This is a genomic window from Kribbella sp. NPDC023972, from assembly GCF_040639075.1.
Classification (GTDB): Bacteria; Actinomycetota; Actinomycetes; order Propionibacteriales; family Kribbellaceae; genus Kribbella.
Genome location: NZ_JBEZZH010000002.1, coordinates 587,640 through 612,036, shown reverse-complemented (window position 1 = coordinate 612,036; position 24,397 = coordinate 587,640). Strand labels below are relative to the sequence as shown.

The following is a 24,397-nucleotide window of genomic DNA, read 5'->3' as shown; positions in this document are numbered from 1 at the left end:
TGACAGACTGGGGGCCGTGCCCCGATTCGTCGCCACCCGCCCGGACACCGGTCTGCTGTCGCTTCCGTGGGATGTCCCGCTGGAGGACTGGCCCGAGGACCAGCTGGTCGCGCTGCCGCGCGGTATCTCGCGGCACGTGGTCCGGTTCGTCCGGGTCAACGGCAGCGTGTACGCGATCAAAGAGGTCCTCGAGCATCTCGCCCTGCACGAGTACCGGCTGCTCCGCGACCTGGAACGGCTGGAAACTCCCTCGGTCGAACCCGTCGGCGTGATCACCGACCGGCTCGACCGCAACGGCGAGCCGATCGACTCGATCCTGATCACCCGGCACCTGCAGTTCTCCCTCCCCTACCGTGCGCTGTTCTCGAGCACGCTCCGGCCGGACACGGTCAACCGGCTGATCGACGCGTTGGTCGCGCTGATCGTCCGGCTGCACCTCAACGGGTTCTTCTGGGGTGACTGCTCGCTGTCCAACACGTTGTTCCGGCGCGACGCCGGCGCGTTCGCGGCGTACCTGGTGGACGCCGAGACCGGTGAGCTGCACCAGGACATCTCCGACGGGCAGCGCGCGCACGATCTCTACACCGCGGAGATCAACCTGTTCGGTGAACTGCTCGATCTGCAGGAGGGCGGGCTGCTCGACCCGGACATCGACCCGCAGGAGACGGTGCAGTCCATCAATGACCGGTACGAGGCGCTGTGGGCCGAGCTGACCGCGCCGGAGGAGTTCGCCACCGACGAGATGCACCGGCTGGACTCGCGGATCCGGCGGCTGAACGAGCTCGGGTTCGACGTCGCCGAGATCGACATCATCACCGACTGGGACGGCAGCCAGGTCCGGATCCAGCCGAAGGTCGTGGACGCCGGGCACCACTCCCGCCGCCTGCTCCGGCTGACCGGGCTGGACGTCGAGGAGAACCAGGCCCGCCGGCTGCTGAACGACCTCGACTCGTTCGCCGCCGCCACCGACCAGCAGAACGAGGACGAGGAGATCGTGGCCCACCAGTGGCTGACCGAGGTGTTCGAGCCGGTGGTCCGCTCGGTCCCGCGTGACCTGAACCGCAAGCTGGAGCCGGCCGAGGTCTTCCACGAGGTCCTCGAGCACCGGTGGTTCCTGTCCGAGCAGGCCGGCCACGAGGTCGACACGATGGAGGCCGCCCGCTCGTACGTCGACGACGTACTCCGCGCCAAACCCGACGAGAAACTCGCCCTCCCCACGCCGGCCACCGCCGAACCGGAGTAGCTCAGCAACGGTCGGGTCGGCAGACGTGGGGGTGACCCCGGTCCGGCGCGTACGCATGGCCTGCAACGTTCTGCCTCTCCTCCGCGTGGTTAGGGGTGGGAGGTGGCGATGGAGTGCCCGGAGTTCGATGCGTGGGTGGGGGACCGTGGTGCGGCGTTGCTGCGGTTCGCGTACCTGATCACGCGCGATCACAGCCGGGCCGAGGAGGCTGTGCAGGATGCGTTGGTCGCGGCGTACTCGCGGTGGGCGCGGATCTGCCGGGACGGAGATCCGGAGTCCTACGTCCGGCGCTCGATCGTGAACGCGGACATCTCTCGGTGGCGGCGGTTCTTCCGGCGTGAGAGTCCGACCGCGGACCCGGTCCCGCGCACGCCGAGCCCCGATCACGCGGTCGCTCAAGCGGAGCAGGACGCGGTCTGGGCGTTGTGTGCGACGTTGCCGGCCAAGCAGCGGGCGGCCGTCGTACTGCGGTACTACGAAGATCTGCCCGATGCCGAGATCGCCGAGATCCTTGAATGCAGCCCCGCGACCGTCCGATCGCAGATCCACCGTGCGCTGGCGAGCCTGCGCACCACCCTGACCACAGCCGAGGAGGTCAACCGCTGATGGACGCCCACGAGAAGCTGATCGTGACGAGGTTGTCGAAGCACGCGGCGGAGGCGCCGTCGGACCACGACCTGCTGGCTGCGGTCCACCACCGTCTCCGGCGTCGCCGGACCGGTCGCGCGATCGGTGCCGCCGTACTGGCGTGCGCGGCGATCGCGACCGCGATCACCGCGACTCACTCCATCTCCGGCGAACTGCGCACAGATCCCGAGGTCTCCCGTCCGGCTGCACCGGACACCGGCTGGCGCTGGGAGTCATACCAGACGGTCCAGGTCCAGGTGCCGGCGGACTGGACGCAGTACATCTCCGGCCCGGCACCGTGTACCGAGATCTCGGGCTCGGGCTCGTCCTCGGGCAAGCCGGCGGTCGGGCGGTTCAACGGCTGGCTCGGTCCCTCGAGCTACGTCTGCGAGGACGCGGTACTCCCTGCGGAGCAACGATTGCCGTACCTGTGGTTCAACGACGTACAGAACCCGGGCATCAAGCCGTACGACGCCGGATGGACGGAGGAGACGCGCCTCGTGGCCGGCGTGAAGATCAGCGTGCTGACCCAGGACGATGCGCTCCGTCGTCGCATCCTCGACTCGGCCCGCCCGAACATCGGCACCGACTACTACGGCTGCGCGCCCACGGACACCGCCCCGCGCGGAACCGGCCTGGACCCGGACGACCGCATCACCTCGGCAAGTATCTGCGAGTACTGGAACAACACCCTGGTCGCCGGCTCGACCGTCTCCGGCGACCCCGCCGCCAAACTCGCTCAGCAGCTCGCCGCCTCACCGGCTGGAGAGCCGGCAGCGTGGGGCGAAGGCTGCAGCCAACCCGATCAGCGCACCTTCGTCGTCACCCTGCACGGCCGCAGCAAGTCCTACCCGGTTCGCATCACCGTCGCCTACTGCTACGCCGACCGCACCTTCCCCACAGACGACGGAGTCACCCAACGCCGCACAGGCTACGAAACCCTCGACCTCATCCGCCAAGGCGTCCACCAGGCCCACGAGCCCAGCCAGCTCTTCGACCCAGCCCGCCCCCTCACCCCATCACCCAGATGAGCTTGTTGCCCTACGCAATGGATAGCCGTGCGCCGGAGGTAGCGATCGCCGCGACCACGGGGCCTGGACATCGCGCTCGCCGGGTCAGGCCATCCCGGGACTTGCCGTCGGGAGGCCGATTGTCTTGGCGGTGGCCAGGAGGCGCCGGTCGTAGGTGACGAAGGCGGTGAGCTCGTCGCCCAGCACGGCATCCGCGGTCGCGAGGTGGATCGCGTCGAGGGATCGGATCGACGGATCCTGGTAGGCGGCCGCAGTGGTCCGCACCGTCTCGTCGACGTCGTACATAGCCACGTGGGCAAGAACGGCGGGAGCCGCGGTGAGAAGCGCCGGCTCACTCCGCCGGAGAGCACGGGGCAATTCCACTTCCACCAGGGCTGACGAAACGAAGATCCGATCGACCTGCTGGTTGAGCCAGTCGACGAGCTCGTCCGACGCGGTCTCCCGCCGAACGAGCTTTACCAACGCCGCTGTGTCCAGGTAGATCATCAGTAGCGCTCCTCGTCGCGCAACTGCTCCAGGAGCTCACCGGCTTCGGGATCGGTTCGCACCTCGCCGCGAGGACGCGAGAAGGCCTTCGTCAGCCGAGCCGGCCGGAGACTGCCGGTTGCCAGGAGCCACGCCGTGGGCGACGGCTCGGCGGGAACCAGGCGAGCGACGACCACGCCGCGCTCGGTGATATCGATCTCCTCGCCGTGTTTCACCCGGGCCAGCACTCGGGCCGTTTCCTGGTTCAACATCCGGATCGGAACCTCAGCCATGGCCGCATCATAGTACATATTTGTCTGACACCCATCGTTGGTGGTTGGTCGCCAGAGAAGATATGCGTGTTCCGGCCTGGATCAGCCGTTGTCCACAGGGCTATTTCGCGCGGTACACCCGGACGTAGTCGACGTCGAAGGAGTTGGGGAACTTGGTGGTGGCGTCGGGTGGGCCGCCGCGGTCGGCGTTGGCCCAGGTGCCGCTGTTGAGGACGATGTACATCGGCTTGGTGGGGACCTGGGCGCCGGTGATGGTGTAGGTCGGGGCGCCGTCGGTATAGAAGGTGATGCGGCCGGGTGACCAGAGGACGCCGTACTTGTGCCAGCCGGTCGTCGGGGTGAGGCTGGTCGCCCAGTGACTGTCCCAGCGGACGTCCGGCCAGTTGCCGGAGGCAATGCCGCTGTGCATGCTCTCGATGCTGCCGAACCACTCCGCGACGTCGATCTCCGGCGGCCAGGTGCGGTCCTGCGGGATCAGCCAGAACGCGGGCCACAATCCCTTGCCGGCCGGGAACTTCGCGCAGATCTCCCAGTAGCCGTACGACTGGAAGAACTTGTCGTGCGAGGAGATGAAGCCCTCGGTGTACTGGTACGTCCCGGCCGGATCGGTGCCGACGACAGGCTTGTTGTCGGTGACGAGCCGCAGCTGCCCGTTGGACAGTACGACGTTCTCGTCGACGGCATAACTTCCGTACGACGTGTTGTGGTAGTGACCGCCCGCCCGGCCGGGGAAGTCCATCACGGTGCTCCACCGGCCGGCGTCGAGTGTCCGGCCGCTGAACTCGTCATGCCACGCGAGCGGCAGTCCTTGGGCGGGTGGAGACGTGCGTTCGGCGCAGGTAGGCCCAGACCGAGAGCCGTCGACCGCGGTCGATTCCGCTTCAGCAGTGACCGCGCCAGTGAGGCTTGCGGTCGCGAGCATCAGGCCGGCGATGGCAAGTGACATCGCTCGTCGTCGTGTCATTCGGAACTCCTCGCGTCAGTTGGTGGTGTCGCGTAGGACTGCTGCGCCGTACGGCGGTAACTGCAGACGCTCGGTGAGCGCCGGACAATCGGGCTCGAGCAGGTTGACCCAGGCACCCGCGGCACCGAGGTCGATCACTACTGACGCCAGCCTCCTGCATCAGCTGGAGCTCCTCGCGCCAGGTCTCAGTCGACCACTGCTCGGGGTTGTAGTCACCGCCGTACCCGAGCGCCTGCTGCCGCTGTCTGAGTCCTTCGAGCATCACTTGATTCCCGAGGTGGAGAAGCCGCTGACGAAGCGCTTCTGCATGAACATGAACAGCACCAGTACGGGCAGCACGTACATGACCGCACCGGCCGCCACCAGGTTGTTCAGCGGCAGGCCCTTGTCGTTGACGTAGCCGGTCGCCATCGCCACCGCCAGCGTGGTGCTGTCCTGGCTGAGGAACATGGCCGGCCCGACGAAGTCGCCCCAGGCGCCGGTGAACGACAGGATCACGCTGGCCGCGATCACCGGCCAAGACTGTGGCAGGAAGATCCGCCAGAAGATCCCGACGTACCCACAGCCGTCGATGACGGCGGCCTCCTCCATCTCCTTGGGGATACCGGCGAAGAACTGCCGGAACAGGAAGATCAGGAACGCGCTGCCGCCGAGTCCCCAGGCCACCCATGGCCAGTAGGTGTTGACCATGTGCAGCTTGGCGAAGATCAGGTACGTCGGAACCAGCGTGACGATGCCCGGCAGCATCATCGTGGACAGCAGGATGACGAACAGCTGCTTCTTCCCCGGCGCGGTCAGCCGGGCGAACCCGAATCCGACCCAGGCGGAGCTGAGCGTGGTGAGCGTGGTGGTGATGAAGGCGATGGTCAGCGAGTTCTGCAGCGCGCCGACGAAGTTGACGCTGGTGACCGCATCGCTGTAATTCGACAACCGCGGCGCGGACGGCCACCAGGTGGGTGGGAACGACGCCATCTCGGCCGGCGACTTCAGCGACGTCTGCACCAGCCAGTAGATCGGGCTGAGCATCAGCAGTACGACGGTCAGCAGCACGATGTAGAGCGCATAGCGGTAGGACCTGGTCATCGCTTGCCCTCCGGCTCGACGGTGTAGAAGACGGTCCGGGCGCTCACCTTGATGATGACCAGGGTGACGAGCAGGATGACCGCGAACAACATCCACAGCATCGCGGAGGCGTACCCGAAGCGGGACGCGGCGAAGTACTGCGCGAAGACGTGGATCATGTACATGTAGTTGCCCTGCGGAACCGCGCCGGCGCCGCTGAGCGAACCCGAGGACAGCAGCAGCGGTGCGAACGACTGCAACGAGCCGATCACCCCGGTGATCACCTGGAACAGGATCACCGGCGAGAGCAGCGGGATGGTGATCCGGGTGAAGGACTGCCAGTACGACGCGCCGTCCACCTGAGCCGCCTCCTGCAACTCACGCGGGATGTCCTGCAGTCCGGCCAGCGAGATGATCATCGACCCGCCACAGCCCCACATCACCAGGCCGTACAGCACGTAGCGGGCGTTCGGGTCCACCAGCCAGGTGATCGGGTCCGCGCCGAAGGTGCTCAGGATGCCGTTCGCCGCACCGGCGTCGCGGTCGAAGATCAACCGGAACGTCAGCGCCGCCCCCACCGGCGGAACGACCGCCGGCAGGTAGATCAGCGCCCGGAACAGGCCACGGGCCCGGATCCGCTGGTTCAGGATCACCGCGAGCAGCAGGCCGGCGAAGATCGACAGCGGCACCGTGACCAGGGTGAACACCCCGGTCTTGGCCAGCGAGCTGAGTGTCAGCGGGTCCTGGAAGATCTCGATGTAGTTGGCGAAGCCGACGAAGTGGGTCTTGGGCGAGAGTCCGTCGGAGTCGGTCAGGCTGAGCCAGAACGCGTAGCCGAGCGGGAACACGGTCAGCGCGACGAACCCGATGATCCACGGCGCGACGAACAGGTAGAAGGTCCGCGCCTTGCGCAGGCTGGGCGGCTTCCGCTTGCCCCGGGCCACCGGTTCCGCCGCGGCCGGCGCGGCGGAACGACGTACCTCGGTCAGTGCGGAGCTCACCGGAGCCGCTTCTTTCCGTCCTCGAGTTGCGCGTTGATCTGCGAGTTCAGCGCGTCGGCCAGCTGGCCCGCCGACGTCGTCCCCTTGATTGCCTTGGGCAACTCACGGCTGATGACGGTGTTGATCGCGTCCAGCCGCACGTACGGCGTGAACGACATCACCGAGAAGTGCTCCTTCTCGGCCATCTGCACCTCGTAGGCCTGCTTCTGGTACGGCAGCTTCTGCGGCATGAGCTTCTGCAGCGACTTCAGCGGCGGGATGCCCCAGCCACCGGCCGCCCGCGCCTTCGCCGGGTCACCGGCCAGGAACCACTCCATCACCGCCCACGCGGCATCCTTGTTCTTGCTGGCCCTCGGGATCCACAGCCCGGTGCCGCCGAAACACGGGCTGACCCGCCGGCCGGTGTCGAACTGCGGCGCCGGCGCGAAGCCCGCGACCTTGGCGGACTTGGGGTCACCGGCGAAGAGGCCGCCGAGCCAGTAGCCGCTGAGCGTGGCCGCCATCCGGCCTGCCTGGAAGGTCGGGCCGTCCCAGCCGTTCGGGTCGGGGTTGAGCACGGTCGGGCCGATGCCGGCCTTGGCGTACTCCAGGTACCACGTCAGGGCCCGCTGGGCCTCCGGGCTGCTGAAGTCGACCGACGCCAGATCGTCGGCCGTCAACTTGCCACCGGCCAGGTCGGTCAGCCAGCTCAGCTGCGTGAACAGGCCGAGCCCGTTCGGGTTGAGGCCGTAGACACTGACCTTGGCGCCCTGGCGCTTGGTCAGCTTCTTGCCCTCCTCGAGCAGCTCGTCGAGCAGCAGCGGCGTGGTCGCACTCGGGCGGGCGACATTCGCGGCGTCGAACAGCCCGCCGTTGTACCAGAGCGTGCAGTCCTGCGAGTAGTCCTTGGCGAACCCGTACCGTGGCCCGCTGCCCTGCTTCTGGCCGTCGTACCGCCACACGTCGTTGACCGGGTCGATGTCGTCGGCCTTGATCAGCGTGCTCTTCTCGAAGTACGGATCGAGGTTCTCGGCCACCTGCCGGGCCACCAGGTATGGCGTCTCGGTCGCACCCATCCCGCGGACGACGTCCGGCGGGTTGCCGCTGGCCAGCATCGCGGTCAGCTTGGTCAGGTCGTACTCGACCGTCTTCACGGTGAGGCCGAGTGCCTGGGAGGCCGCCTTGGCCTCCTTCGGGCCGAACTCGCCCGACTGCGACATCACGGTCACCGTCCCCTTGGCGGCCGATCCCGAGGCCGGGCCGGCGGCCGGGGTGTTCGTCGAGGACGCGGGCGAGCAGCCGACCGCGAGGGCGCCGCCGACGGCGGCGCCGGAGACGGCAAGGAACCGGCGGCGGGAGAGCCCTGGATTCGTGGGGGTCATGTCGAACCTCTCATTCGGAAAGCTGTGAGTCGTCGAAGAGCCGGCAGACCGGGCCGGAGGAGGGCCCGGCCCGGTCCGCCAGCGGCTCGCTGTCGTCCTCGGGCCGGTAGCCGAGCTCGTGCCGGGCCGAGGTGATGTCCCAGTGGTTGCGGGTGTTGGCGGAGACCCCGAAGTGCACGCCGTAGTGCTCCCGGGCGTTCAGCGCCGCGAGCATCAGCCGACCGGCGTCGCCGTCGGACAGCCACTGCCCCAGGTAGCGCCGCTCGGTCAGCGGCCAGCCGGTCAGGCCGAGCCGTAGGCAGGTGACCGAGGCGCCGGTCCGGTCCGCGTGCGTCCGGCCGAGTGTCTCCAGCACGACCTTGCCGAGGCCGTACGGGCAGCACGGTCGCGGGTCGAGCCGCGGATCCACCGGCCAGAACTGTGGGCGGTTGTACTCACCCACCGCATGCAGCGAACTGGCCAGCACGATCTTCGGTACGGCGAGCGCCGCGGCCGCGTCGAGCACGATCTGGGTCGGCCGCACGTTGGCGGCGTACACGCTGTCCCAGGTCTGCCACGGGCTGCTGTTCGCCGCCAGGTGCAGGATCGCGTCAGCTCCTTCCAAGGCCTGGTACGCCGCATCGGGGTCGCCGATGTCGGCCTGCCGGACCTCGTCGCCGGATGCGACCGGCGCGGATCGGTCCACGAGCCGGAGCCGGTAGTGCTTCCGCAGTCGCGGCAGCACCACACTCGCCACCCGACCCAGTCCGCCGGTGATCACCACCAGCGGCTCGCGGTCGTTCCGTGTAGCGCCCATGTCGTTGCCATCCATGTCGCCCGGCCGGGACCGATACCCGAACTGTGACCGTGATTGTTCGAGTACTTCCGGGTTTGTGTCAAGAGTGTGAACGAACCATGTCAATTTTGTTGACGCCGGTAAGTCCGGCCGTCAATACTCAACGCTGTGGCTGCCAAGGACACCGGATCACTGCGAGCGCTACGGCGCACCAACTCCGAACGGCTGCTCTCGGCCTTGATGGAGCACGGCGCGTTGCACCGCGCCGAGCTGGCGCGCATCTGCGGCCTGTCCCGGACCACCGTGTCGACGATCGTGGCGGATCTGATCGCCGGCAGCATCGTGATCGAGGCCGTCGGCGACCAGGTCGCCCAGGCCGGCATCGACGCCTCGGAGGTGGACGGGCGGGCCCGCGGTTTCCTGCAGGCGAACCCGGGAGCGGGTGCGGCGGCCGGCCTGGACTTCACCCTCGAACGCGTCTGGGGCCAGGTCACCGACCTCTCGGGTACGACGCTTGCCAGCGCCGGGGTGACCACCGCCCGGGACACGCCGTGGCAGGAGCGGCTGACCGCCGGCCTGACTCTGCTCGACGACTTGCTCACGCAGGCCGGGACCGATCGTGACGCCTTGGTCGGTGTCGCGATCGGCGTACCCGGGCCGATCGACTCGCAGACCGGCGTGGTCGGTCCGTCCTTGCCGGGTCAAGCCTGGGCCGGAGTGAACGTCTCGGCCGAGTTCGGGCGGCATCTCGACATACCGATGCTGGTGGAGAACAACACCCGGCTCGAGGCGGTCGCCGAGTTCACCTGGGGCGCCGGCCGGGGTGCCCGGGACGTGCTGTACCTGGGGCTGTCCACCGGGATCGGCTCGGGATTGCTTGTCGACGGCAACCTTCATCACGGGGGTGCGCGCGGTGGCGGTGGCGAGTTCGGCCACATCTCCGCGGACCCGTCCGGTGCTCCCTGCCCGTGTGGGAACCGTGGCTGCCTGGTGCAGTACGCATCGCTTCCCGCCGTACTGAAAGCCCTGCAGCTGGGGGACATCGACGAGTTGCTCGCGTCGGCCGAGGCCGGTGATCCGGAGACCGTGCGGGTCCTGCGCGAGGCCGGTGAAGTGACCGGGCGGGTGCTCGCGAACGTCTGCAACCTGCTCAACCCCGAGCTGATCATCGTCGGCGGCGAACTCGCCCGGACCGGCGACCTGGTGCTGGAGCCGATCCGCGCCGCCCTGCGCCGGTCCGCGATGGCGCTCACCCGCGACGCCGAGGTGGTCGCCGCGCAACTCGACCTCGGCGCCCGCGCAGGCGCCTCCGGCGCCGCGGCGCTGGTCCTGCGCCAAACCGACCAACTCGTCGCCGCGCTGCTGGCCGGCGCAGAACTTCGAACGAATGAGGCCGTTTGACGTCCTCCCCATCCCTTGAGGGCGGGGATTCCAACCACTACGCGGAGGTAGCGTGTTGAGGTTCACGCTTCGGCGAGACCCACGGGGGCGTCTCTCGGCGTGCTCTGACGGCCCGTCCGGCCGCGATGTTTATGGCCGCATTCACGTCCGCGTTGGCCTGGTGCCCGCAGGCGACGCACCGGAAGACCGCTTGGCTCTCACGGTTTCCCGGTGCACGGTGCCCGCAGACGCTACAGGTCTGCGACGTGTACGCAGGGTTGATCTTCTCGACCCGGCCCACAGCCTTGTGCTCCAAACGGACCACCAACTGACCCCAGCCGTTGGCCAGGATGCCGCGGTTCAGACCGGCTTTCGCGCGGCGACGGTTCGGCAGATAGGCACCCGGCCGCTCCGGATCAGGTTTCGGCCTGGGTCGCCTGGTCATCGGCGCGACCCGCAGATCCTCCACCCGGATCACGTCGAACCGCCCGGCGAGATCGGTGCTGACCTTCTCCACCCAGTCCTTGCGCCGGTCGCCGGCCCGGGCATGCAGCTTGGCGATTGCGACCTGCACCCGCCGACGCCGGTTGGAGCCGCGCCGGCACCGGGAAAGCCGACGCTGCAACTGCTTGAGCCGTTCCTGCTCGGTCTCCGACAGACCGGGGCAGGTCAGGAGTTCTCCGGTGGACAGGGCGGCGGAGACGGTGACACCGCGATCCACGCCAACGACTTCACCCCCGCCCGGCGCGGGGATCGACTTCGGGATCACCGCGAACGCGATATGCCAGCGACCCATCCGGTCGCGGGTGATGCGGTACGACTTCGCGTCGGGAACGGCCCGGGTCAGCCGGAACCGCACCGAACCGACCTTCGGGACGTTGACCTTGGCCCACTTCCGGCTCAGCTTCACGATCCGGGAAGCCTGGGAACCGACGATGCGGAATCCCTCGTGCAGTCCGGCTTTGCGCCACGTTGGCCGCCGGTGGGTGCCCGCGTAGAAATTTCTCACGGCTTGGTCGAAGTCCCGCAGTGCCTGCTGTTGCACGGTCTGCGAGCCGGTCCGCAGCCATCCGAACACGGCTCGCGCCTCGGTCAACTGTCGGCACTGCTCGGCAAAGCCCGGCGCCGCTGTCTTGTCGGGGGTCCACATCGCCCACTGCTCAAGCGCCAGGTTCCACACGTACCGGGCATACCCGCACTGCTCCAGCAAGGCATCCTGCTGAGGCGGAGTGGGGTATAGCCGGAACCGGGACATGCCGCCTACCCAATCAGCCGGGACCGACAGTCCCCAATCAATCCTCGAAGTGAGGCAACGTGAAGATCGTCGGGTTTGAGACATTTCTGGTGGCGCCGCGGTGGCAGTTCTTGCGGATCGACACCGACGAGGGGATCAGCGGGTGGGGCGAGCCGATCGTCGAGGGGCGGGCCGAGGCGGTTCAGGGTGCTGTCACCGCGTTGATGGAGTACCTCGTCGGCACCGATCCGTTGCGGATCGAGGATCACTGGCAGACGTTGGCCAAGGGTGGCTTCTATCGGGGTGGGCCGGTGCTGTCCAGTGCGCTGGCCGGGATCGACCAGGCGCTCTGGGACATCAAGGGCCGCTATCACGACGCGCCGGTGCACGAGTTGCTCGGCGGTCCTGTCCGAGACCGGGTGCGCATCTACACCTGGGTCGGTGGTCGCGACGCCGCCGAGCTCGTCGACGACGCGCAAGCCAAGGTGGCCAAGGGGTTCACGGCGATCAAGCTCAATCTCGCCGGGGAGCTCCCGGCGATTCCATCGGCTGCCGACGTCCGCGGGATGGTCGCGCAGGTGGAGGCGCTGCGCTCCGCACTCGGTGACTCCGTCGATATCGCGCTCGACTTCCACGGCAGGTTCAGTACGGCGGCCACCCGCCGGATCCTGCCGTTGCTCGAACCACTGCTGCCGATGTTCGTCGAGGAGCCGGTGCTGCCCGAGTTCGCGCGCGACCTGCGCCGGGTCACCGACTCGACCAGCATCCCGATCGCGACCGGCGAACGCCTCTACTCCCGCTGGGACTTCCGCGACGTCCTGCCCACCGGAATCGCGGTCGCGCAACCCGACCTGTCCCACGCGGGCGGCATCTCCGAGGTACGCCGGATCGCCGCGATGGCCGAGGCGTACGACGTCACCGTCGCGCCGCACTGCCCGCTGGGTCCGATCACGTTGGCCGCGAGCCTGCAGGTCGACCTGGCCACGCCGAACTTCCTGATCCAGGAGCAGAGCCTCGGCATCGAGTACGGCGGCGGCAGCGCGCTGCTCGACTACCTCGTCGACCCGAAGGTGTTCAGCTTCGTGGACGGCCACATCGAGCGGCTGTCCGGTCCCGGGCTCGGCATCGAGGTCGACGAGGAGGCCGTCCGCGCCGCCGCCTCCGAAGGCCACCGCTGGAGATCCCCGGTGCTGCGGCACTCCGACGGTTCGTTCGCCGAATGGTGACCCGGGCGCACACCCCGCCGATGGGGTGGAACAGCTGGGACTGTTTCGGTACGACGGTCACCGAGGCCGAGGTGCTCGCCAACGCCCAGGTGATGCACGACCGGTTGCTGAGCTATGGCTGGGACACCGTGGTCGTGGACATCGCGTGGTACGACCCGATGGCCCGATCACACGGGTACAACGCGGACGGGACGTTCTCCCTGGACGGCTACGGCCGCCAGCTCCCGGCGCCCAACCGCTTCCCGTCGGCCGCGGACGGTGCCGGTTTTGGACCGCTCGCGGCCGCAGTTCACGGCCAGGGTCTGAAGTTCGGTCTGCACATCATGCGCGGTATCCCGCGCCAGGCGGTGGATCTCGACCTGCCGGTGTTCGGGACGCAGTGGACCGCGCGGGAGATCGCCGACGCGGAGCACGTCTGCCCGTGGAACCCGGACAACCTGGGCCTGAACCACGACCACCCCGGCGCGCAGGCGTACTACGACGCACAGGTGGCGCAGTTCGCCGACTGGGGTGTCGACTTCATCAAGGCCGACGACATGCTCGCGCCGTACCACGACCGTGAGATCGCGGCGTACGCGCGGGCGATCGAGCGCAGCGGCCGGGACATCGTGTTGTCGCTGTCACCGGGCACCCACCTGTCGACTCACCACCTCGAGCATCTTCGGGCCAACGCGCAGATGTGGCGGATCTCCGACGACCTGTGGGACCGCTGGGAGGACGTGCACGCACAGTTCGCCCGGCTGGCGCGCTGGGCGCCGTTCCAGCAGGCCGGTGGGTGGGCCGACGCCGACATGCTGCCGTTCGGGCACATCGGGATCCGGGCCGAGCGCGGCGAGGACCGCTCCAGCCGGCTCACCGGGGACGAGCAGAAAACGCTGCTGACCTTGTGGGTGATGGCCCGCTCGCCGCTGATGATGGGCGGCGACCTGCCGACCACGGACGACGAAACGCTTGCCCTGCTGGCCAACCCCGCGCTGTCCGAGATGTTGCGGACGTCGTACGACGGCCGCGAGGTCGTCCGCGAGCCGATCGACGACGGCGAGCTGATCGTGTGGTCCGCCCGATCGGAAGAGTCCACCTACGTGGCCATCTTCTGGACCGGCGCTTCCACGCGGAAGGTGTCTGTTCCGCTGGCATCAGTCGGTGCGGGTACGTCGGTCGCCCGCGACCTGTGGGACGGGTCGAGTCAGCCAGCCGCCGGTCAGCTCGAGTACGACGTACCCGCGCACGGTGTTCGCTGGCTGAAGCTCAGCGCGGCGGCATCCTGAGGGCGCCGTCGAGGCGGATGACCTCGCCGTTCAGCAACTGGTTGTCGATGATGTGACCGACCAGGGCGGCGTACTCCGACGGCCGGCCGAGGCGTGACGGGTGCGGCACCTGCTGCTCGAGGACAGTGCGGGTCTCCTCCGGGAGGCCCGCCAGCATCGGCGTCTCCATCGTGCCCGGCGCGATGGTGACGACACGGATTCCCTTGTCCGCAAGGTCACGCGCCGCGGTCAGGGTGAGGCCGACGATCCCGCCCTTGCTGGCCGCGTACGCCGCCTGCCCGACCTGGCCGTCGTACGCCGCGATGGACGCGGTCATCACCACCACACCGCGATCACCGTCGTCGCCGGCCGGTTGCGCGATCATCCGCTCGGCGGCCAGCCGGAGCACGTTGAAGGTGCCGATCAGGTTGACCTCGACCACCTGCCGGAAGGTTGCCAACGGCAGCGGACCCTTGCGGCCGACAACCCGGCCGGGGGTGGCGATTCCAGCGCAGGTGACGACGACTCGCAGCGTCCCGAGCGAGTCGGCCGCGTCCAGGGCGGCGGTCACCGCGGCCTCGTCGGTGACGTCGGCCGGGGCGAACACCACCCGATCACCCAGCTCGTCCGCGACCGCCTTGCCGGCCGAGGAGGGCAGGTCGACGATGACGACCCCGATCCCCTCCGCGGCCAGCCGCCGTACCGTCGCCTCTCCGAGCCCGGAACCACCGCCGGTGACCAGCGCTACCTCGGACGGGCCAAGCTGCATCAAACGCTCCTCAAGAGATCACGGCTGATGACGAGCCGCTGGATCTGGTTGGTTCCTTCGAAGATCTGGGTGACCTTGGCCTCGCGCATGTAGCGCTCGGCCGGGAACTCGCGGGTGTAACCGTACCCACCGAGCACCTGGACCGCGTCCGTGGTGACCTTCATCGCGGCGTCGGTGCAGACCAGCTTGGCGATCGCCGCCTGCTGGGTGAACGGCCGGCCGAGGTCGCGCCGCCGGGCCGCCTGCAGGTACGTCGCCCGGCTCGACTCGACCGCGGCCGCCATGTCGGCGAGCAGGAACTGGACACCCTGGAACTCCGCGATCGGCTGCCCGAACTGCTGCCGCTCCAGCGCGTACGACGCGGCGACTTCGAGCGCGGCCTGGGCCAGGCCGGTCGCGCAGGCCGCGATCCCGAGACGCCCGGAGTCCAACGCGGACAAGGCGATCCGCATCCCGTCACCTTCGGCGCCGATCCGGTTGGACAGCGGCACCCGGACCTGGTCGTAGTTGACCAGCGTGGTGGTGGAGCCGGTCAGCCCCATCTTGCGCTCGGGAGCGCCGAAGCTGAGGCCCGCGACCGACGCCGGCACGTGGAAGGCGGAGATGCCGCGCTTCGGGTCGTCCGACGTCCGCGCGAAGGTGGTGTAGAAGTCGGCGTGCGAGCCGTGACTGATCCACGCCTTGGTCCCGGTCAGGACGTACTCGTCGCCCTGCCGGACCGCCTTCGTGGTGAGCCGGCTGATGTCGGAGCCGGCCTGCGGCTCGGACAGCGCGTAGGCGCCCAGCTGGTCACCGCCGACCATGTCCGGCAGCAGCCGGGCCCGCTGCTCCTCTGTGCCGGAGGTGGCGACGGCGTAGCTGGTCATGGTGTGGACCGAGACCCCGACGCCCACCGACATCCAGGCCGTGGCGATCTCCTCCAGCATCTGGAGGTACACCTCGTACGGCTGCTCGGCGCCGCCGTACTGCTCCGGGTAGGGCAGGCCGAGCAGGCCGGCCTTGCCCAGGGTGCGGAACGCGTCCCGGGGGAACGTCTCGCTCTCCTCGGCCTGAGCGGCGTACGGCGCCAGCTCGTGCGCGCACAGGTCGCGGACGAGAGCCAGCAGGTCAGTGGATTCCTCAGTCGGCAGCAGCCGATCGACAGCCATCAGGTGCCCCTCTCAACGGCTGTGCAGAATGATACTCCAAGCGATACTGACGACCATACTTCAGTATCGTTCTATGCTGTCTCGATATGACAACAGTCGTTCCGGGGCGGCGTACCCGCAGGCAGTCCGAGCTGCTCGACCGGCTCCTGTCCCTGTTTCTCACGCAGGGCTTCAGCCGGTTCACCCTGGACGACCTGGCCGCCGAGCTGCGCTGCAGCAAGACGACCCTCTATGCGCTCGCGCCGAGCAAGGAACAGCTCGCCGTCGAGGTGGTGAAGCACTACTTCAAGAATGCCACCGCCCAGGTGGAGTCCGCGGTCGCGCGGCAGACCCGGCACGACCGGCGGATCGCGGCGTACCTGAACGCGGTCGCGGACGCGCTCCGGCCGGCCAGCCGGACCTTCCTGGACGACGTGGCCCGGTTCGCCCCGGCCCGCTCGGTGTACGAGCGGAACACCCGGATCGCGGCCGACCGGGTCCGGACGCTGATCGAGGACGGCATCAACAACAAGGCGTTCCGGCCGGTCGACATCGCGTTCGCGGCCGAGATGATCGCGCACACCATGCAGGCGATCCAGCGTGGTGACATCGCCCGCCGGACCGGCCTGAACGACGCCGAGGCCTACCGCGAGCTCGCGTCGTTTGTCCTTCACTCCCTGCGGCTGGACTGACGTTCTGCGCTCCCTGCGGCTGGACCGACCTTGTAGCTTTTCCTGATGGAACTCAGGCTGGGGCCGCTGCTGCGGTACGTCGACGAGACGCGGGCAACAGTCTGGGTCGAGACCAGCACCCCCGGCGAGGTGGAGATCCTCGGCCATCGGGCCCGGACCTGGTCGGTCCACGGCCACCACTACGCACTGGTCCGCATCGAGGGCCTCACGCCGGACAGCGAGACGCCGTACGAGGTCCGGCTGGACGGTTCGAAGGTCTGGCCGCCGGAGGACGAGCCGTACGGCCCCAGCCTGATCCGGACCCCCCGCGGGGACGGAACCTTCCGGTTGACGTTCGGATCGTGCCGGCGGTCGGCGCCGTTCGACGCCAAGGGGTACAAGGAATTCGGCCCGGACGCCCTGGTCGCACTCGCCGAGCGGATGGCCGCCGGTATCGACGAACCACCGGACGCGATCCTGCTCCTCGGTGACCAGGTGTACGCCGACGACCCGTCGGACGCCGTACTCGAGAAACTCCGGAGCGCGCATGGCGGCCGGCAGGGATCGGAGGTGGCCGACGAGATCGGCAACTTCGAGGAGTACACCTGGCTGTACGACGACGCGTGGACGACGCCAGCGGTGCGGTGGCTGTTCTCCACGGTCCCGCTGTGCATGCTGCTCGACGACCACGACCTGCGCGACGACTGGAACACCTCGCTGACCTGGCGTCGCTGGGTGACCTCGCAGCCGTGGTGGCGTGATCGGGTCGTCGGCGCCTACGCGTCGTACTGGGTCTATCAGCACCTCGGCAACCTGTCGCCCGAGCAGCTCGACCAGGATCCGACGTACCGCGCGATGCTCGCGATCGAGAAGGACGACGAGCGTACGGCGTACCTGGACAGCTTCGCGTGGACGGCGGACGAGGACCCGGCCTCGACCCGGTGGAGCTTCGTCCGCGACTTCGGCGACGCGACCGGCGGGGTCCGGCTGGTCGCGATCGACTCGCGCTGCTCGCGGCAGCTCGAGCCGGGCGAGCGGGCGATGGTCGACGCGTACGAGTGGGAGTGGGTGCGCCATCGCACGGTCGAGGCGTCCCGTCCGATCCACCACCTCCTGCTCGCATCGACGCTGCCGTTCCTGCTCGCCCCCGGGCTGCATCACCTGGAAGGCTGGGACGAGGCGATCTCGTCCGGGGCCTGGGGACCGCGGGGCGCCCGGATCGGCGAGAAGATCCGGCAGGGCATGGACCTGGAGCACTGGGCGTCGTTCCGGAAGTCGTTCGACGACGTGACCGGGCTGCTGGCCGAGGTGGCCGGCGGCGAGGACCCGCCGGAGTCGATCCTGATGCTGTCCGGCGACGTGCACTGCAGCTACCTCGCCGAGGCCCGCCTGCTCGCCGTCGACCATCCCGGTACGGCGATCCGCCAGCTCACCATGTCGCCGTTCCGGAACCCGGTCCCCCGGCACATCCAGTGGGCGAACCACCTGCTCGACAAGCGCTGGATGACGAACCTGCTGCACAGACTCGCCCGGTCGGCCGGCGTACCGGACGTGGCGGCCGACTGGCGGATCACGCACGGACCGTGGTTCGGCAACGGCGCGATGACGTTGACGTTGTCCGGTGCGGACTGGTCGGTGGACGTCGACCACGCCGAACTGCGCGGGGAGCGACAGCTGCTGAGCCGGACCTTGACCTACGGACGCTTAGACTCGCCGTCCAAACGCTTGATGTCCTGAAGCTGCCACGGCCGGTTCGCCCGCCGTTCCTCACGGAAGGCTTATGACATGCGATCCACTACCCTCCGACGCACCGCGGCGATCGTCGCGGCTACTGCTTTGTCCCTGGCCGCGCTGCCACTGGCGCAGGCCGACCCGGTCAAGCCGCCACGGCTGTCCGCGGCCGCCATCACGTCCACCCTCAACGAGGAGGTGACGACTCCCGGAACGGCCTGGATGACCCGGCCGGACGGCAAGGTCGTCGTCTCCTACGACTCCTCCGTCACCGGCGGGAAGCTGACCGCCCTGACCAACGTGACCAAGAAGCTCGGCGAGAACGTCGTCCTCGAGAAGCTGCCCGGCAAGCTGACCAAGTACGTCAGCGGCGGCACCGGCATCTGGGGCGGCGAGATCAAGTGCTCGGTCGGCTTCAACGTCCAGCGGCGCGGCAAGTACTACGCCCTGACCGCCGGGCACTGCGGGAAGGAGGCCTCGACCTGGTACTCCGACGACGACCACGACGTCTACATGGGCAAGCTGCACCACGCCAGCTACCCGTGGAACGACTACGCCCTGATCATCTACCCCACCGCCATCCGCCCGCCCGGCGGCAGCGTCTACCTCTACAACGGCCGCTCGCAGGACATCACCACGGCGATGAACCCGGGTATCGGCCAGTACGTGTACCGCGCCGGCATCACGACCGGTCTGCACAGCGGCCGGGTCACCGGGCTGAATGCCACGGTGAACTACGGCGACGGCCGGGTCGCCGGCCTGATCCGGACCAGCGTCTGCGCCGAGCCCGGCGACTCCGGCGGTCCGCTGTTCTACCGGCACTGGGCGTTCGGCCTGACCTCGGGCGGCACCGGTGACTGCGACTCCGGCGGCGTCACCTACTTCCAGCCGGTGGTCGAGGCCCTCAACGCGTACGGCGTCAGCGTTTACTGAGTGTTGATGTGACGCCGGTCACACCCGCCGCGGCGACTTCCCCTTGTACGGGTAAAACCGGGGGAAGCCGCTGCGCAGGATTTCCCTCACTCTCCGAATTCACCTGAGTACTCAGGGAGAAACTGGTGTAATACTGGACACGGTTGAAGTCAAGGACGCACCCGCCCCGAGCGCGTCCTCATCGTGAGGAGGCTGAAACCGTGAAATTTCTGCCCATCCGTCGTACCGCCGCAATCCTGGCTGCTGCCGGGCTGACCGCCACCGGACTGCTCGCCACCCAGGCCTCGGCTGCCCCGGTCGACCCGTCGACACTGTCGGCCACGGCCATCACCGCGACCTTGTCCAAGGACGCATCCATCCCGGGCACCGCCTGGCAGACCAACCCGGACGGCCGGATCATCGTCTCGTACGACGACACGGTCACCGGTGGGAAGCTGACGGCGCTCACCAACGTCACCAAGCAGTTCGGCAACCGGGTCACGCTGGAGAAGATGCCCGGCAAGCTGTCGAAGTTCATCCGCGGCGGTGACGCCATCTACGGCGGGCAGTACCGCTGCTCGCTCGGCTTCAACGTCCGCAGTGGCAGCACGTACTACTTCCTGACCGCCGGCCACTGCACGAACGTCGCGTCCAGCTGGTACGCGAACTCCAGCAAGACGACCCTGCTCGGCGCCCGGTATGGAACCAGCTTCCCGGGCAACGACTACGGGATCGTCCGGTACAGCACGTCGTACACGAACCACCCCGGTTCGGTGAACCTCTACAACGGCTCCACGCAGGACATCACCTCGGCCGGGAACGCGTACGTCGGCCAGGCCGTCAAGCGCAGTGGTAGCACGACCGGCCTGCGCAGTGGCTCGGTCACCGGCACCAACGCCACGGTGAACTATGCCGAGGGCACGGTCTACGGCCTGATCCGCACCAACGTCTGCGCCGAGGGTGGTGACTCCGGCGGTGCTCTGTTCGCCGGCACCGTGGCCCTGGGCCTGACCTCCGGCGGCTCCGGCAACTGCACCACCGGCGGCACCACCTACTTCCAACCCGTCACCGAAGTCCTCTCCCGCTACGGCGTCAGCGTCTACTGAGGGTGAGCTTCACCGAAGTCAGTAGTTGAGAACCGCGGGCCGGGGAGCCTCCCCGGCCCGCACGGCGTTCCGGGGTCGGCGCCAGCCGATCCCGCAATGGCTTCAGTCGGCACGACTGCGTCGGCACGGTGGCTTCACTCGCAGCTCACGCTCATCGACTGCGACCACCGTGTCGGCGGTAATCGCTTACCAATGACTCGGTTGCCACACTCGGCCGCGGGCCGACCGACAGACGCCCGCCACTGAAGCCACCGTGCCAGACGCCTGGGAGTGCGCTGACTCATTCCGCGGACGCGGGTCAAAGACGCCGCTCGGCGTCTCGTTCGGCGATGAGCAGGTCCGCCAGGCTACCCACTCCGGGAGCCATGTCTGGTACTGGGTCAGGCATACCTGATGCGGCGGGCAGCGCAGCCTCCCCGGCCTGGATCATCTCCTGTAGCACCCGCGATTGCTCCACCTTCGGATCCATCTCCACTCAGTTCCCGCGGCGGCGGGAGATTTCGTAGAGGGCTACGCCGGTGGCTATGCCGGCGTTGAGGGACTCGGTGGCGCTGGTCATCGGGATGGAGACGATGACGTCGCAGTTCTCGCGGACCAGGCGGGCCAGACCCTTGCCTTCGGAGCCGACCACCAGGACGAGCGGCTCGGTGGCGGCTGCCAGCTCGGGAAGCTCGACTTCGCCGCCCATGTCCAGGCCGACGACCAGGAGGCCGGCGTCCTTGTAGGACTTGAGCGCGCGGTTCAGGTTCGTCGCGCGGGCGACCGGGATCCGGGCCGCCGCACCGGCCGACGTCTTCCACGCCGACGCCGACATGGACGCCGCACGACGCTCCGGCACCAGTACGCCGTGCGCACCGAAGGCCGCCGCGGACCGGGTGATCGCGCCCAGGTTGCGCGGGTCGGTCACCCCGTCGAGCGCGACCACGAGCGGCACCTCGTGCGCGTCGTATGCCCGGCTGAGCAAGTCGTCCGGGTGTGCGTACTCGTACGGCGGGATCTGGACCGCGACGCCCTGGTGGGCGCCGTTGCCCGTCACCCGGTCGAGCTCGGTGCGCGGCACCTCGAGGACCGAGATGCCGTGCTCGACCGCGACCAGCAGAGCCTCCCGCAGCCGGGCGTCCCGTTCGGTGCCTTCGGCAACGTGCAGCGCCGCGACCGGGACACCGGCCCGCAACGCCTCGACCACCGGGTTGCGGCCGTACACCCACTCGACCGTGGCGTCGGTGTCCTTCCGGACCGGGCGACGGCTGCGCTCGCGCTCCTTGGCGCGCTCCTTCGCCTTCGCCCGCTTGTGCGCGGGGTGCTTGACCCGGTCCACCGCCTTCGGCGTCGGGCCCTTGCCCTCCAGACCGCGGCGAACCCGGCCACCGGATCCGGCGGTCGGGTTACCCCGTGGCTTCTTGCGGACGGCTCCCTTGCGCTGGCTGTTGCCTGGCACGTCAGCTTCCTTCGTTGTTGGTTGCGGACCGGGCGTCAGACACCGCGAGCGACCAGCGAGGACCCTGAGGGGTGTCCTCGACGACGACGCCGAGCGCCTTCAGCCGGTCGCGGATCTCGTCCGACGCGGCGTAGTCCTTGCGCTCCCGGGCGGCCTGCCGCTGCTCCAGCAGCGCCTTGACCAGCCCGTCCACCACGTCACTGAGCTCTTCGGTGGCACCACTGCGGGACACCCACGGCTCGGCCAGCGGATCCAGCCCGAGTACGCCCAGCATCCCGCGAACCGCCGCCAGACTCTCCCGCAGTGCGGGCGAATCCCCGTCGGCGACCAGCTTGTTGCCGTCCCGGATGGTGTTGTGCAGTACGGCGAACGCCGCCGGCGTGCCCAGGTCGTCGTCCATCGCGGTGACGAAGTCGGGCGGCAGCTCGGCGGCCGGCTCGACCCCGCCGGTGACCTCGGTGGCCCGGGTGACGAAGCCCTCGACCCGCTGGAAACTCGTCGCGGCTTCGTCCAACGCGCCGAACGAGAACTCCACCACCGACCGGTAGTGCGACTGGACCAGGTAGTACCGCAGCTCGATCGGCCGGACCCGCTCGACCACGTTGCGCACGACCGCGCTGTTGCCCATCGACTTGGACATCTTCTCGCCGGCCGTGGTGACGAGCGCATTGTGCATCCAGAACCGGGCGAACCTCTGCCCGACCGCGGTCGACTGGGCCAGCTCGTTCTCGTGGTGCGGGAACCGCAGATCCAGCCCGCCGCCGTGGATGTCGAACTCGTCGCCGAGGTACTTGCCCGCCATCGCCGAGCACTCCAGGTGCCAGCCCGGGCGGCCGCGACCCCACGGGGTCGGCCAGGACGCCGTCCGCGGCGTGCCCTCGGTGTGGCCCTTCCACAGGGCGAAGTCGCGTGGGTCCCGCTTACCGCGCGGGTCCGCGTCCTCGGCGGCCTCCATGTCCTCGATCTTCTGGTTCGACAGCTCGCCGTACGCCGGCCAGGACTTCACGTCGAAGTAGACGTCGCCGGAGCCGTCCGGGGCGACGTACGCGTGCCCGCGCTCGATCAGCTGGTCGATCAGCTCCAGCATCTCCGGGATGTGCCCGGTGGCGCGCGGCTCGTACGTCGGCGGGCGGCAGCCGAGCACGTCGTACGCCCAGTGCAGCTCGCGCTCGAACTCGTAGGCGTGCGCCCACCACGGGACGCCCCGCTCGGCCGACTTGGTCAGGATCTTGTCCTCGATGTCGGTCACGTTCGCGATCACGGTGACCTCGTACCCGGAGCGCTCCAGCCAGCGCCGCAGGACGTCGAACACGACCTCCTTGTAGATGTGCCCGACATGCGGGGCACCCTGCACCGTCAGCCCACAGTGGTAGATCCCGACCTTGCCCGGATGGACCGGTTCGAAATCCCTCACTGCTGCTGTCGCGGTGTCGTACAAGCGAAGTGTCACCGATCAAGGGTAACGGGAGTTGACACCTGGTCTTGACAAGATTGCCCGAACCAGCCCTAGGAGGACTCCCTTGTCGAACCAGCCCCCGTACGGCGGACCACCGCCGCAGGCACCACCGCCGTACCAGGGCCCACCGCCCCAGGGACCACCTCAGTACGGTCCGCCACCACAGCAGTACGCCGGTCCACCTCCTCAGTACGGCGCTCCCCCGCAGTACGGTCCGCCTGGTCCGCAGCAGTGGGGCCCGCCGCCGCAGGGACCCGGTTTCGGGTGGGGCCCGAACGGGTTCCCGCCGCCCCCGCCGAAGAAGAAGAGCAAGGCTGCCTTCATCGTGCTGCCGATCGTGCTCGTGGCGGCCGGGGTCATCGGGCTGTGGATGTGGATCCAGGTGTCGAACGGCCCCGACGACGACTACACCTCCCCGCGGCCCGCCTACAACCCGACCACGGCACCGACCTTCCCCCGGACCACCGGTGCGCCGGGCCGGGCCACGAACCGTCCGACCACGACGCGAACCACACCCACGACACCACAGGTGTCGGACTCGGACATCGTCACGAAGAACCGGATCTACAAGACCGGTGTGCAGGCCACAGTGAACTGCCGGGAGTCGGGCGCCCGGGCCAACAGCGCCGCGAACGCCCGGAAGTACTACGCCGCCATGACGGCGTGCCTGAACAAGGCCTGGCCACGGCAGGTCGCGCTGTCGGGGAAGACCTTCGAGGCGCCCCGGGTGGTCGGCTTTACCGGGCGGGTCTCGACGCCCTGCAGCGGCAGTGCGCCGAGCTCGTTCTACTGCCCGTCGAACCAGACGATCTACATGGACGTCGCCGGCGATCTCAAGCTGTACCGGCAGTACTCGCGCTACCCCAACAGGACCCAGGCGTTGACCTGGCTCCGGGCGGCGATGTCGGACACGATGGCGCACGAGTACGGCCACCACGTGCAGAACCTGACCGGGATCTCGCGCGCGTCGTCGAGAATCAAGTACGAGAAGTCCGGTGACGCGGCGCTGCAGATGAGCCGCCGGCTGGAGCTCCAGGCGACCTGTCTCGGCAACGTCTTCCTGGGTGCGAACAAGAGGAGCTACAAGCTCAGCGGGATGTTCAAGTCGCAGCTGGACTACCTGCACTCCCATCAGGGCGACGAGTACGGCACCCGGCGCGACCACGGCAGCCGGGCTGTCGTCCCGCGCTGGGCGAACGCCGGGTTCACGACGCGCAGCCCGGGCGCTTGCAATACGTACGTCGCCGCCGCGACCTACGTACGGTAAATACTCACAGA

General features: G+C 68.7%; 24 protein-coding genes. 11 read left to right on the top strand and 13 right to left on the bottom strand.

The window, feature by feature from the left end; all coding sequences use genetic code 11:
• Positions 1–16 precede the first annotated feature (16 nt).
• The 3 genes from AB0F43_RS12095 (at position 17) to AB0F43_RS12085 (ending at position 2,901) form a co-directional block, all read left to right on the top strand.
• Entirely contained in the window at positions 17–1,243 is a 1,227-nt protein-coding gene (locus tag AB0F43_RS12095) for a DUF4032 domain-containing protein (protein WP_360474151.1), read from the top strand.
• A 108-nt stretch (positions 1,244–1,351) separates the two neighbouring features.
• Positions 1,352–1,849, top strand: coding sequence for a SigE family RNA polymerase sigma factor (locus AB0F43_RS12090; protein ID WP_360474149.1), 498 nt, complete (start codon positions 1,352–1,354; stop codon positions 1,847–1,849).
• Entirely contained in the window at positions 1,849–2,901 is a 1,053-nt protein-coding gene (locus AB0F43_RS12085) for a hypothetical protein (RefSeq protein WP_360474147.1), read from the top strand. Before AB0F43_RS12090 ends, AB0F43_RS12085 begins: the two co-directional genes overlap by 1 nt.
• An 84-nt stretch (positions 2,902–2,985) precedes the next feature.
• Here the strand turns inward: AB0F43_RS12085 and AB0F43_RS12080 are convergent, their stop codons facing one another.
• The 8 genes from AB0F43_RS12080 to AB0F43_RS12045 form a co-directional block, all read right to left on the bottom strand.
• Positions 2,986–3,387 (bottom strand): type II toxin-antitoxin system VapC family toxin, encoded by a 402-nt coding sequence (locus tag AB0F43_RS12080; RefSeq protein WP_360474145.1) that lies wholly within the window; start codon positions 3,385–3,387, stop codon positions 2,986–2,988.
• A complete protein-coding gene (locus AB0F43_RS12075; RefSeq protein WP_360474143.1) occupies positions 3,387–3,659 on the bottom strand; it encodes a type II toxin-antitoxin system prevent-host-death family antitoxin in 273 nt (90 codons plus the stop codon). Before AB0F43_RS12075 ends, AB0F43_RS12080 begins: the two co-directional genes overlap by 1 nt.
• 100 nt (positions 3,660–3,759) lie before the next feature.
• Positions 3,760–4,623 (bottom strand): glycoside hydrolase family 16 protein, encoded by an 864-nt coding sequence (locus AB0F43_RS12070; RefSeq protein WP_360474141.1) that lies wholly within the window; start codon positions 4,621–4,623, stop codon positions 3,760–3,762.
• A gap of 15 nt (positions 4,624–4,638) precedes the next feature.
• Positions 4,639–4,761: a hypothetical protein gene (locus AB0F43_RS12065; RefSeq protein ID WP_360474139.1), complete on the bottom strand. Its 123-nt coding sequence runs from the start codon at positions 4,759–4,761 to the stop codon at positions 4,639–4,641.
• 123 nt (positions 4,762–4,884) lie between these two features.
• Positions 4,885–5,706, bottom strand: a complete 822-nt coding sequence (locus tag AB0F43_RS12060; RefSeq protein WP_360474137.1) for a carbohydrate ABC transporter permease — start codon at positions 5,704–5,706, stop codon at positions 4,885–4,887.
• Positions 5,703–6,686: a sugar ABC transporter permease gene (locus AB0F43_RS12055; RefSeq protein ID WP_360474135.1), complete on the bottom strand. Its 984-nt coding sequence runs from the start codon at positions 6,684–6,686 to the stop codon at positions 5,703–5,705. The genes AB0F43_RS12060 and AB0F43_RS12055 overlap by 4 nt, the downstream gene beginning before the upstream one ends.
• Positions 6,683–8,047 (bottom strand): extracellular solute-binding protein, encoded by a 1,365-nt coding sequence (locus AB0F43_RS12050; RefSeq protein ID WP_360474133.1) that lies wholly within the window; start codon positions 8,045–8,047, stop codon positions 6,683–6,685. Before AB0F43_RS12050 ends, AB0F43_RS12055 begins: the two co-directional genes overlap by 4 nt.
• 10 nt (positions 8,048–8,057) lie before the next feature.
• Positions 8,058–8,843, bottom strand: coding sequence for an NAD(P)-dependent oxidoreductase (locus AB0F43_RS12045; protein ID WP_360474131.1), 786 nt, complete (start codon positions 8,841–8,843; stop codon positions 8,058–8,060).
• Between the two features lie 147 nt (positions 8,844–8,990).
• Here AB0F43_RS12045 and AB0F43_RS12040 point away from each other — a divergent pair, with 147 nt between their 5' ends.
• Entirely contained in the window at positions 8,991–10,223 is a 1,233-nt protein-coding gene (locus tag AB0F43_RS12040) for an ROK family transcriptional regulator (RefSeq protein ID WP_360474129.1), read from the top strand.
• A gap of 37 nt (positions 10,224–10,260) precedes the next feature.
• On the opposite strand, the gene AB0F43_RS12035 is transcribed toward AB0F43_RS12040, so the two are convergent.
• Positions 10,261–11,457 carry a transposase gene (locus AB0F43_RS12035; RefSeq protein ID WP_360474127.1) on the bottom strand — a complete coding sequence of 399 codons (1,197 nt, stop codon included), beginning with the start codon at positions 11,455–11,457 and terminating at the stop codon, positions 10,261–10,263.
• A gap of 59 nt (positions 11,458–11,516) precedes the next feature.
• Here AB0F43_RS12035 and dgoD point away from each other — a divergent pair, with 59 nt between their 5' ends.
• Both dgoD and AB0F43_RS12025 read left to right on the top strand, forming a co-directional pair.
• Positions 11,517–12,662 carry a galactonate dehydratase gene (gene dgoD, locus AB0F43_RS12030; protein ID WP_360474125.1) on the top strand — a complete coding sequence of 382 codons (1,146 nt, stop codon included), beginning with the start codon at positions 11,517–11,519 and terminating at the stop codon, positions 12,660–12,662.
• A 20-nt stretch (positions 12,663–12,682) separates the two neighbouring features.
• Complete coding sequence (locus AB0F43_RS12025) at positions 12,683–13,930, top strand: glycoside hydrolase family 27 protein (RefSeq protein ID WP_360474123.1); 1,248 nt, start codon at positions 12,683–12,685, stop codon at positions 13,928–13,930.
• Here AB0F43_RS12025 and AB0F43_RS12020 read toward each other — a convergent pair.
• Both AB0F43_RS12020 and AB0F43_RS12015 read right to left on the bottom strand, forming a co-directional pair.
• Positions 13,911–14,678 (bottom strand): SDR family NAD(P)-dependent oxidoreductase, encoded by a 768-nt coding sequence (locus AB0F43_RS12020; protein ID WP_360474121.1) that lies wholly within the window; start codon positions 14,676–14,678, stop codon positions 13,911–13,913. The two genes, AB0F43_RS12025 and AB0F43_RS12020, sit on opposite strands and share 20 nt — an antisense overlap.
• Positions 14,678–15,826, bottom strand: coding sequence for an acyl-CoA dehydrogenase family protein (locus tag AB0F43_RS12015; RefSeq protein ID WP_360474119.1), 1,149 nt, complete (start codon positions 15,824–15,826; stop codon positions 14,678–14,680). Before AB0F43_RS12015 ends, AB0F43_RS12020 begins: the two co-directional genes overlap by 1 nt.
• An 86-nt stretch (positions 15,827–15,912) precedes the next feature.
• On the opposite strand from AB0F43_RS12015, the gene AB0F43_RS12010 reads away from it, so the two are divergent.
• The 4 genes from AB0F43_RS12010 (at position 15,913) to AB0F43_RS11995 (ending at position 20,225) form a co-directional block, all read left to right on the top strand.
• A complete protein-coding gene (locus AB0F43_RS12010; protein WP_360474117.1) occupies positions 15,913–16,497 on the top strand; it encodes a TetR/AcrR family transcriptional regulator in 585 nt (194 codons plus the stop codon).
• 45 nt (positions 16,498–16,542) lie between these two features.
• Positions 16,543–18,213, top strand: a complete 1,671-nt coding sequence (locus AB0F43_RS12005) for an alkaline phosphatase D family protein (RefSeq protein WP_360474115.1) — start codon at positions 16,543–16,545, stop codon at positions 18,211–18,213.
• 48 nt (positions 18,214–18,261) lie between these two features.
• Entirely contained in the window at positions 18,262–19,140 is an 879-nt protein-coding gene (locus AB0F43_RS12000; RefSeq protein ID WP_360474113.1) for a S1 family peptidase, read from the top strand.
• A gap of 200 nt (positions 19,141–19,340) precedes the next feature.
• Positions 19,341–20,225, top strand: coding sequence for a S1 family peptidase (locus AB0F43_RS11995; protein WP_360474111.1), 885 nt, complete (start codon positions 19,341–19,343; stop codon positions 20,223–20,225).
• Between the two features lie 475 nt (positions 20,226–20,700).
• Here AB0F43_RS11995 and rlmB read toward each other — a convergent pair whose 3' ends face one another.
• Together rlmB and cysS are read right to left on the bottom strand one after the other, a co-directional pair.
• On the bottom strand, positions 20,701–21,663 hold the full coding sequence (gene rlmB, locus AB0F43_RS11990) for a 23S rRNA (guanosine(2251)-2'-O)-methyltransferase RlmB (RefSeq protein ID WP_360474109.1): 963 nt from the start codon (positions 21,661–21,663) through the stop codon (positions 20,701–20,703).
• Between the two features lies 1 nt (position 21,664).
• A complete protein-coding gene (gene cysS, locus AB0F43_RS11985; RefSeq protein ID WP_360474107.1) occupies positions 21,665–23,113 on the bottom strand; it encodes a cysteine--tRNA ligase in 1,449 nt (482 codons plus the stop codon).
• A 70-nt stretch (positions 23,114–23,183) separates the two neighbouring features.
• Between cysS and AB0F43_RS11980 the strand changes: the two genes are divergently transcribed.
• Complete coding sequence (locus tag AB0F43_RS11980; RefSeq protein WP_360474105.1) at positions 23,184–24,386, top strand: neutral zinc metallopeptidase; 1,203 nt, start codon at positions 23,184–23,186, stop codon at positions 24,384–24,386.
• Positions 24,387–24,397: the final 11 nt, after the last annotated feature.